Origin of the sequence: Pseudomonas sp. 24 E 13 (assembly GCF_900004715.1) — a bacterium.
In the GTDB taxonomy this organism is placed as follows: domain Bacteria; phylum Pseudomonadota; class Gammaproteobacteria; order Pseudomonadales; family Pseudomonadaceae; genus Aquipseudomonas; species Aquipseudomonas orientalis_A.
Window position 1 is genome coordinate 6,367 of record NZ_CVTO01000139.1, and the last position, 10,222, is coordinate 16,588.

The 10,222-nt window shown below is 62.2% G+C and carries 7 protein-coding genes; 3 read left to right on the top strand and 4 right to left on the bottom strand.

From position 1 onward, the window contains the following. Window positions 1–479 precede the first annotated feature (479 nt). On the top strand, window positions 480–1,823 hold the full coding sequence (locus tag BFP90_RS18620; protein WP_065897677.1) for an MATE family efflux transporter: 1,344 nt from the start codon (window positions 480–482) through the stop codon (window positions 1,821–1,823). Between the two features lie 109 nt (window positions 1,824–1,932). On the opposite strand, the gene speA is transcribed toward BFP90_RS18620, so the two are convergent. The 4 genes from speA to BFP90_RS18640 form a co-directional block, all read right to left on the bottom strand. Then, the gene (gene speA / locus BFP90_RS18625; RefSeq protein WP_065883466.1) at window positions 1,933–3,846 is read right to left on the bottom strand and encodes an arginine decarboxylase; all 1,914 of its coding nucleotides are present in this window, start codon (window positions 3,844–3,846) and stop codon (window positions 1,933–1,935) included. A 142-nt stretch (window positions 3,847–3,988) separates the two neighbouring features. After that, entirely contained in the window at window positions 3,989–4,360 is a 372-nt protein-coding gene (locus BFP90_RS18630) for a translation initiation factor Sui1 (RefSeq protein WP_057724111.1), read from the bottom strand. Window positions 4,361–4,448: 88 nt separating this feature from the next. After that, complete coding sequence (locus BFP90_RS18635; protein WP_065897678.1) at window positions 4,449–4,985, bottom strand: NUDIX hydrolase; 537 nt, start codon at window positions 4,983–4,985, stop codon at window positions 4,449–4,451. A 2-nt stretch (window positions 4,986–4,987) separates the two neighbouring features. After that, a complete protein-coding gene (locus BFP90_RS18640) occupies window positions 4,988–6,055 on the bottom strand; it encodes a DUF2333 family protein (RefSeq protein ID WP_065883460.1) in 1,068 nt (355 codons plus the stop codon). A gap of 298 nt (window positions 6,056–6,353) precedes the next feature. Here BFP90_RS18640 and BFP90_RS18645 point away from each other — a divergent pair, with 298 nt between their 5' ends. Together BFP90_RS18645 and BFP90_RS18650 are read left to right on the top strand one after the other, a co-directional pair. Continuing rightward, entirely contained in the window at window positions 6,354–8,024 is a 1,671-nt protein-coding gene (locus BFP90_RS18645) for a response regulator (RefSeq protein ID WP_065897679.1), read from the top strand. 53 nt (window positions 8,025–8,077) lie between these two features. Beyond that, window positions 8,078–10,039: a methyl-accepting chemotaxis protein gene (locus BFP90_RS18650; RefSeq protein WP_065897680.1), complete on the top strand. Its 1,962-nt coding sequence runs from the start codon at window positions 8,078–8,080 to the stop codon at window positions 10,037–10,039. Window positions 10,040–10,222 lie beyond the last annotated feature (183 nt).

Consider the following 10,222-nt stretch of genomic DNA (forward strand, 5'->3'; position numbering starts at 1 on the left):
TCAAAAGTGAGCCGCTGTAAAAGCGGAACCCATAGCAGCCGTTACCGCAGAAACGGATATGTACTCGGTCTGATCCAGCATCCTGGTCGGCTCTGAGGCCGCCATCGGGAGCAAGCCCCCTCCCACATTTGGATCGGGATCGACACAACATCCTGGTCGGCCCTGAGGCCGTCATCGGGGGCAAGCCCCCTCCCACATTTGGATCGGGATCGACGCAACATCCTGGTCGGCCCTGACGCCGTCATCGGGGGCAAGCCCCCTCCCACATTTGGATCGGGATCGACACAACATCCTGGCCGGCTCTGAGGCCGCCATCGGGGGCAAGCCCCCTCCCACATTTGGGCCGGGATCGACACGACATCCTGGTCGGCCCAGAGGCCGCCATTGGGGGCAAGCCGAATCGTCGCACCGCCCCTCCCACATTGGATCTGCGGTGGGGTTAATGGCCGGTTACAATGGCGCTCCACCTAGGAGCCTTCATGACCGCCCTGCTCGCCGACTGGCGCCACCGCCCCACCCATCGCCGTGTCTGGGCCCTGGCCGCGCCGATGATCCTGTCGAATATCTCCGTGCCGCTGGTGGCCCTGGTCGACAGCATGGTCATCGGCCATCTGCCCCACGCCCACCAACTGGGCGCCGTGGCCGTCGGCGCCAGCCTGTATACCTTCCTCGCCTGGGCCATGGGCTTCTTGCGCATGGGCTCCACCGGCTTTGCCGCCCAGGCCGCCGGGCGCAATGACGGCGCGGCATTGCGCCAGGTGCTGCTGCAAGGTCTGCTGCTCGCGCTGGGACTGGCCATGTTGCTGGGCACCGTGGGCATTCCGCTCAGCCATCTGGCGCTCGAGTGGATGCAACCCTCGGCCGAACTGAACCAACTGACCCGGGAATTCTTCCATACGCGCCTGTTCGGCCTGCCCGCCGCCCTTGCCAGCTATGCGCTGGTCGGTTGGTTCCTCGGCACCCAGAACGCCCGTGCGCCGTTGGCGATCCTGCTGACCACCAACCTGGTCAATATCGCGCTGAACCTGTGGTTCGTTCTGGGCCTGGATTGGGGCGTGGTCGGTTCGGCCCGCGCCTCGGTGATTGCCGAATGGACCGGTGCCCTGCTCGGCCTGGCCCTCACCCAAAAAGCCTTGCGCGCCTACCCCGGCCATATCGCCTGGGCCGCGCTCAAGCTGTGGCAAAGCTGGCGCCCATTGCTGGCGGTAAACCGCGACATCTTTATCCGCAGCCTGGCGTTGCAGTCGGTGTTTTTCATGATCACCGTACAGGGCGCGCGGCTGGGGGATGCGACCGTGGCGGCCAATGCGCTGTTGCTCAACGGCCTGCTGCTGACGGCACACGCTTTGGACGGCCTCGCTCACGCTGTCGAGGCCCTGTGCGGCCACGCCATCGGCGCACGTGACCGCCAGGCGTTAAAACGATCATTGGTGGTTGCCTGTGGTTGGTCACTGATCGCCAGCGTCGGTTTCGCGCTGCTGTTCACCTTCGGCGGCCACCTGTTTATCGCCATGCAAACCGACATTCCCAGCGTGCGCGAAACCGCCGACCGCTACCTGCCCTACCTTGCGGTATTGCCGTTGATTGCGGTGTGGAGTTATCTGCTCGATGGATTGTTTATCGGCGCCACGCGAGCGCGGGAAATGCGCAATGGGATGTTGCTGACGGTGCTGCTGGTGGTGCCGCTTGCGTGGGCATTGCAGGGGTTGGGCAACCACGGGTTGTGGATCACCTTCCTGCTGTTCATGGCGGTGCGCAGTTTGACCCTGTGGGCAATTGCCTGGCGCCTGAATCGGCAAGGGCTGTGGCTCGGAGCCAACTGAAAAAACGCAATCCAAATGTGGGAGGGGGCTTGCCCCCGATAGCAGTACATCAGCAACAAATCAGTTGCCTGACACTCCGCTATCGGGGGCAAGCCCCCTCCCACATTTTTTACGAGGACAGGTAGGAAGAACGGGTCAGGCCCAGGCGCAATGCGTCCAGGAATTGAGTGCGCTCGCTGGCACTGATCTTCGCACTCGCACACTTGTCACGGTAATGCGTCATCAATTCCTCCGGCGACAAGTGCACATAGCGCAGCATGTCTTCGATGGTGTCGTGAGTTTCGATACCGGCGCTGTACACCGAACCGTCTTCACGCTGGTAGATGTTCACCGAGTCGGTGTCACCGAACAGGTTGTGCATATCGCCGAGGATTTCCTGATACGCGCCGACCAGGAAGATACCCAGCAGGTAGTCTTCGCCCTCGTTCAAGGCATGGACCGGCAGGCTGGTCTCGATGCTCTGTTCGTCGACGTACTGCTTGATCTTGCCGTCGGAGTCGCAGGTCAGGTCTTGCAGCACGGCGCGGCGCAGCGGCTCTTCGTCGAGGCGATGCAGCGGCAGAATCGGCAGTACCTGGCCGATGGCCCAGGTGTCCGGCAGGCTCTGGAACACCGAGAAGTTGCAGATGTACTTGTCGGCCAGTTTGTCGTTGAGTTCGTCCAGCACCTGGCGATGCGAGCGCTGGCGAGCCTTGAGCGAGTTGTGCAGACGACGGCACACGGCGAAATAGCACTGTTCGGCCAGGGCTTTCTCGGCCAGGGTCAGCTTGCCGTCGGCGTACTGGGTGGCCACGTCGCTCATGTAGTGAGTGGCGCGCCAGTAGGTTTCGGTGACCATCTCGATATCGGTCGGGCCCAGCAGGTCCACCAGCCATTGCACAGTTTCCGGCAGGCTCTCCTTGTTTTCGATGGTCGGGATTTCGTCGTTGTGTTTCTCGACGTCGGTCACCTGCACCACCAGCATGGCGTGGTGGGCGGTCAGCGAACGGCCACTCTCGGAGAAGATGTGCGGATGCGGCAGGCTCTGCGCGTCGCAGAACTCCTTGAGCATGCCCACCACCACGCCGGCGTAGTCGTCCATGTCGTAGTTGATCGAGCTGGCGTTGCGCGAGTGGGTACCGTCGTAGTCCACGCCCAGGCCGCCGCCCACGTCGATGTGGTCCACCGGCAGGCCAAGGTTGCGCAGTTCGCCGTAGTAACGAATGGCTTCCTTGAACCCGTGCTGGTAGTCGGCCAGGTTGGCGATCTGCGAACCCATGTGAAAGTGCAGCAGGCGGATGCCCTGGTCCAGGCCGGCCGCGCGGAAACGCTCGACCACAGACAGCAGCTGCGCCGCCGACAGACCGAACTTGGACTTCTCGCCACCGGTGTCCGCCCACTTGCTTGAGGCCAGGGACGACAGGCGCACACGCAAGCCTACCTGCGGCTTGACCTTGAGGCTGGCGGCCTCTTCGATCACCAATTCAACTTCGGATTCTTTCTCGATCACGATAAACACATTGTGGCCGAGCTTCTGGCCCATCAGCGCCAGGCGGATGAATTCACGGTCCTTGTAACCGTTGCAGACGATGGTGCCGCCCTTCGGCGCCAGGGCCAGCACGGCCAGCAGCTCCGGCTTGGAGCCGGCTTCCAGGCCGATGGAGACGTTCTGGGTGGCGATGATGTTCTCGATCACCGCTTCCTGCTGGTTCACCTTGATCGGGTAGAGCGCGGTGTACTGGCTCTGGTATTCCAGGCGTTCGATGTTCGAATCGAAGGCACCGGTGAGCTGGCGTACACGGTCTTGCAGGATATCGGGGAAGCGCACCAGCAGCGGCAACGACAGGCCGCTTTTGCGCAGCTCGTCGACTTGCTCGTACAGATCGACAGGCGTGCTGTTCGGACCGTTCGGACGGACTTCTACGCGACCGGCTTCATTGATCGCGAAATAACCGGCCCCCCAATGGCGAATCCCGTAAACACTGCGGCTGTCCGCAACTGTCCATTGGCTGCCATCGTCTTTGCGTGTGCGTCGTACGGACATCGAAGTCCCCTATAAATGAAGGCGAAGGCGCCACCTCAAGCGGAGGCTGGCGCAGTCTAAAGAATGAAAATGACGATTTGCCTGTAAGGGAGGTAGACCTCGCTCGCAGGGCAGAGTTTAGACACAGGCCGGGAAGAGGCTTTCAGCCGCCGGACTTCTTGGCCTTGTAACCGAGCTTGATCAGCTCGGCCAACAGCAACTCGACATGCTCGCCCTGGATTTCGATGACCCCGTCTTTCAACGCGCCACCGGTGCCGCAGCGCTTTTTCAGCGTGGTGGCAAGTTCCTTGAGCGCCTCTTCGGCCAGCGGCACGCCGGTGATGGTGGTCACCGTCTTGCCGCCACGGCCTTTGCTCTCGCGGCGTACGCGGGCAATGCCGTCGCCTTCGGGAATCAGGGTTTGTTTGCAGGTGCACGAATCCACGGGCTGACGGCAGTCCGGGCAGTGTCGACCTGCATCGGTGGAAAATACCAGGCCACCCAGGGCGGCGAAGGATGCGGCTTTCTTGGCCACCGGCAATCCTCTAGGGGATGAAAAGTGGCGCAGTGTAACGGCAAAAAGCCAAGTTGCTAAGGGCCAAATGGCGCCATTTCATGCAACTTTAGCGACGCAACGCCAGATAGCGCCGCAGGCCTTCTTGCGCGTCCGGGCAGTAAGGCTTGTGTCTGGCCTCGCTCAACACCGTTTCAATCGGCAGGAAGCGCGCTTCCATGACTTCTTCGGGCTGCAGGCACAGTGGCCCGTCCCATACCGCCGAGTAGGAGGTGCACCAAAGCCTGCTGTCGCCGTCTTCAAAATAGAAATGGTCATGTTCGATCAATTCCACGCCGCTGACGCCGAGTTCTTCGGCAAGCTCACGGGCCGCCGAATCGGCATAGGTTTCCCCTGCCGCGACCATCCCGCCCGCTGCCGTGTCCCAGAACCCGGGGTACAGCGCTTTGCTCAGGGTGCGCCGATGCACACACAGCTCGCCCCTGGAGTTGAACAGAAAGATAAAGGTGCAACGGCCAATCAGCCCGCGGTTGCGCAGGTCGGACCTGACGAGGTTGCCGAGCGGGTTGTCATGTTCGTCAACCCACTGGATCAGTTCAGCATCGGAGGCTACCCGGTGGGCGGCCTCCTTTTGAGTAGCGTCCATCATCAACCCTGATTGAGGAGCTGACGCAAATCGATCACTGCAGCGTTGGCCCGGGAAATGTAGTTGGCCATCACCAGCGAATGGTTCGCCAGTACCCCGAAGCCACTGCCGTTGAGAATCATCGGGCTCCACACCGGTTCCTGCGAGGCCTCCAGCTCACGAATGATCTGGCGCACGCTGACGGTGGCGTTTTTCTTGGCCAGCACGTCGGCAAAATCGACTTCGATGGCGCGCAGCAGGTGGGACAGTGCCCATGCCTGGCCACGGGCTTCGTAGAACACGTTGTCGATCTGCATCCAGGGGGTTTCCACCACTTCTTCATCGACCTGCGGCACTTCACCCGGCGCCAGCGCTTCGGTTTTCAGCGCGGTGTTCAGCTTCACGCGGCCCACACTGGCCGACAGGCGTTGCGACAGCGAACCCAGACGGGTGGCGACATCGCCCAGCCAGTTGTTCAGGTTGTCGGCGCGGGCATAGAACAGCGCGCCCTTCTGGTTGGGGTCGGACAGGCGTGCTTCGTAACGGCTCAGGGAATTGATGCCTTCCTGGTATTCCGACTCGCTGGACGGCAGCACCCAGCTCTTGTTGTCAAAGTTGAAACGCGGCTCGGCCTTGGCCAGGTCAGCGTCTTCAGCCGACTGCGACTGGGAACGGGCGAAATCCTTGCGCAGGGCGCGGGTCAGGTCACGTACCTGCACCAGCACGCCGTACTCCCAGCTCGGCATGTTGTCCATCCACAGGCCTGGCGGGAAACGGTCATTGGAAATATAACCGCCGGGCTTGTTGAGCAAGGTGCCGACCACGTTTTTCAGGGTTTCGACGGTGGTGTAGCCGATCACCATCTGTTTGCCTTCCTTCTCGGCGGCAAGCTGGGCGTTTTGCTGGACCGGAAACAACGCCGGCTCCTGGCTCCAATACCAACCCAGGCCACCGGTGACCAGCAGGTACAAGCAGATCACGCTGAGCAAGGCGCGACTCATGAGCAGGTTGCGAACGTAGCTGCGGTTGGCCGACTTGGGCTCAGGGGCGGGGCCTTTGGCACTGCCTTCACGGTTTTTCCAGTCCAGCATGGCGATATCCTTTCAATCACTTGAGTTCATGCACATCAATTGTCCGGGTGCGGTCAAACACTCCGACCACAACCCTACCCCATCGTGCCCATCGGTGCGGCGCTTTTAAACCAGACTGGCGCATACCCGAGGGTGAACTATAAAGGATGCACGCTTTTTACACAGCGCGACCACGAGGTCAAAAAATGAATACCGCCGACGCGTACTTAATTGACGTATGACACTCATACAATAGAAAAGAGGTGCTAGCATAGGGCCACTAGTTGACCTCAGCATGCACCCTCACAGTAGTCAGGATATGACCGAGTCAGAAGACCCCAGCCGCGAGCGTCTCAAGCAGCATTTTGCCCAGCGGGTAATTCATCAGGCACGTCAAATTCTTGAGATCTGGCAGCGCCTGCAACGCAGCGAATGGTCGAACGCCGACTTCTCCGAGCTCAGCGAAGCCAATCTGCGCCTGCTGCGCTTTGCCGAGCGTTTTGAACAGCCCGAGCACCGTCAACTGGCCCAGCACATTGGCGAGTCCCTCAAGGCCGTGGACGAAAACCGTGGCCGCCTGAGCAGCCACCTGATCACCGAACTCAACCGTTTGATGCAGCGCCTGTCGCGCACCGGGCTGCGCCAGGGCGATCAACTCGAGCAAACCCTGCTGCCGCCGATGCGCAAACCGATCTACGTAATGCTGGCCGACCATGACCGCGCCGAGCGCCTGGCCAAGCAGTTGGAATTCTTCGGCATGAGCGCGCAGTCCCTGGACAGCGTCGCAGCGTTTCGCGCCTCCATGGCCGAGCGCCTGCCGTCGGCGATCGTGATGGACGTGGATTTTTGCGGCCCCGGACTGGGGCTCAAACTGGCCGCCGAAGCCCAGCAGGGCCTGGAGCAAAAGCTGCCGCTGCTGTTTTTCAGCCTGCATGAAACCGACACGCCGACGCGCCTGGCCGCCGTGCGCGCCGGCGGCGAAGAATTCCTCACCGGCACGCTGGAAGCCTCGAGCCTGCTGGAAAAGATCGAAGTGCTGACCTGCGTCGCTCAATACGAGCCGTATAAAGTGCTGATCATTGACGACTCCCGTGCCCAGGCCTTGCACACCGAGCGCCTGCTCAACAGCGCCGGCATCGTCACCCGCACCTTGATCGAGCCGATCCAGGCCATGGCCGAGCTGGCGGACTTCCAGCCCGACCTGATCATCCTCGACATGTACATGCCCGCCTGCACCGGCACCGAGCTGGCCAAGGTGATTCGCCACAACGACCGCTATGTCAGCGTGCCGATCATCTACCTGTCGGCCGAAGACGACCTGGACAAACAGCTCGATGCGATGAGCGAAGGCGGTGACGACTTCCTGACCAAGCCGATCAAGCCGCGCCATCTGATCACCACCGTGCGCAACCGCGCGGCGCGTGCGCGCAATCTGAAGGCGCGGATGGTGCGCGACAGCCTGACCGGGCTGTACAACCACACGCATATCCTGCAATTGCTCGAAGACTGCAGCTTCCGCGCCCGTCGCGAAAACAAGCCGCTGAGCTTCGCCATGCTGGATATCGACCACTTCAAGCGGGTCAATGACAGCCACGGTCACCCCATGGGCGATCGCGTCATCAAGAGCTTGGCCCTGTTCCTCAAGCAGCGCCTGCGCAAGACCGATTACATCGGCCGCTATGGCGGTGAGGAATTTGCCATCGTGATGCCCGACACCGACCTCGAATCGGCCTGCAGGGTGCTGGACGACATCCGTGGGCGCTTTGCCGAAATCCACTACCCGGCCCAGCCGCAGGACTTATGGTGCACCTTCAGTGCAGGGCTGGTGGAACTGTGCGACGGCTCCGACGGCCTGATGATGGCCGCCCAGGCCGACGAGGCGCTGTACCGTGCCAAGCATGCCGGACGCAACCGCGTGCAGGCGGCTCGCCCATCAAAGCAAAGTGCCATCTTTTCACCGGGATTCACTGATTCGGTCATAACGCTGTAATAGAAACGCAATAACTTCAGGCACTTATCTTTTGCTGTCGGTTGAAACCACGCATGCGCCTGAAGCTGCTGACCAATCTCAATACCCTTCTTCTGGTTGCCGTGTGCCTGGCACTTGGCGCGACGCTGTGGTGGTCGCAACGAGCACTGGAGCGCCCGTACCTGTTGATGGAGCGCTATCTGGGGCTGTCCCAGGCCTTTGAGAACCAGACCGCACGCAATATCGACGACTACCTGGCCAGCGGCGATGCCCTGCGGTTGAGCAGCGCCGGCCAGAGCCTGGAAAGCCTGCTGCAGCAGCTCGACTCACTGCCGCCCGAGTTGGCGCAAAGCCTGCGCCCCAGCCTTGCGGACGTGGATGCCTTCAGCAAAACCGACCTGCTCGCCGCCGGTAAACTGGCCGGCGACCCGCAAGCGCTGCTGCTGCAAGCCGAACGCGAACTGGGGGCGAACCTGGAGCAACTGAGCCAGTACGCCGGCGCGGCCAATTCTGCGGACGCCGCGCGCTACCTGCCGCCGCTGCTGGCGGCCTCGCAACACTTGGGCAAGTTGTCCCTGGCGCGCGAAAAACTGGTCAGCAGCGGGCGCGCCGAGCTGGCCGATGACGTCGAGCGTGAAATCGCCAACATCCGTAGCCAGGCCGACCTGCTGGCACAGCTGCCGTTACTGGGCGTGAAGGCCAGCGCCGAATCCAGCACCGACGATTTTTCCGCCTTGATGGGCCTGGAAAACACTGAAAAAACCGAAGCGCTGGACACCGGCGTTGACCTCAAGCGTGAACTCAACGGCCTGTTGACCCGCTACCCCGCCGAGCTCAAGCGCACCCGCGAACAGATCCAGCAACGCGCCGACCTCGCCGCCGCCACACGCACCAAGATCACCGGTGTGCGCCAAGCCATCGCCGGCCTGGAGCCAGTGGTGCGCGCGCAACACGCCAGCATCCAGGGCGAAGTGCGCCTGATACAAGGGCTGATGATTGGCCTGATCCTGCTGATCGCCCTGTTGATCGACACCTTGCAGCGTCGCCTGGCGCGGGTGCTGACCGCCCTCGCCCCGGCGCTGTCCACCTGGGCCGAAGGCAACTTCAGCCAGCCGATCGACCTGGGCAGGACCAACCGCGAACTGCACGATATCCAGGCCTCGCTCAACCGCCTGCGCGCTTATCTGGTGGACCTGGTCGGCACGATTCGCGGCAACGCCGAAGAAGTTGCCGGCAGCAGCCGCGCCCTTGCCGAACTGAGCAGCGGCCTGCACGACGGCGCCGAACGCCAAGCCGGGGATACTGCGCAGATCCGTGACTCCCTGGGCGAACTGGAAGCGACCATCCAGCAAGTGGCGGGCGATGCCAGCCAGGCCGCTGGCGCCAGTCGCAGTGCCGGCATCGCCGTGGAACAAGGCCAGCGCGTCATCGGCCTGAGCCTGACCGGTTTGCACGCCCTGGTGGGAGAAGTGCAGCAAAACGCGCAGATGATAGAGAAACTTGCCGAGGAATCCGCCACCATCGGCGGCGTGCTCACGGTGATCCGCTCGATCGCCGACCAGACCAACCTGCTGGCGCTCAATGCCGCTATCGAAGCCGCCCGCGCCGGTGAGGCCGGCCGGGGTTTTGCAGTGGTCGCCGATGAAGTGCGCACCCTGGCCCAACGCACAGCCGGCGCCACCGCCGAAATCCAGGGCTTGATCAGCAGCCTGCAAACCGCCGCCCACCAATCGGTGCAAGGCATGCGTGCGCAGGTCGAACATGCCGAAGCCACCGCCGAGCAAGCCCAGGCCGCCGATGGCGCGCTGGACGAAATCGTCGGGGCGATCCAGACTATTTCCGAGACGGCGGTACGCATCGCTGACGTGACTGCGCAGCAAAGCGGCGCCGTGAGCGAGATTCGCGATAACAGCGAACGCATTCACCAACTGGGCGAGGACAACCTGCTGCGTATCGGCCAGGGGCGCAGCCAGGGCGAACACCTGCTGGTGCTGGGCGGGCAGCTCAACACGGCGGTGCAGGCCTTCCGCGTCTAATCTCCCCTCCAGTGGAGATCAAAATGTGGGAGGGGGCTTGCCCCTGATAGCCATAGGTATCTACACAACTCTGTAGCGCCCAACCGTAACCACGATGCGAAGCGAGCCGCTCGTGATCTTGATCTGGCTTTTGATCTTGATCTCAGGCGCCCCGTTAAACCACGCTGGCCGAACGCAGGCTTG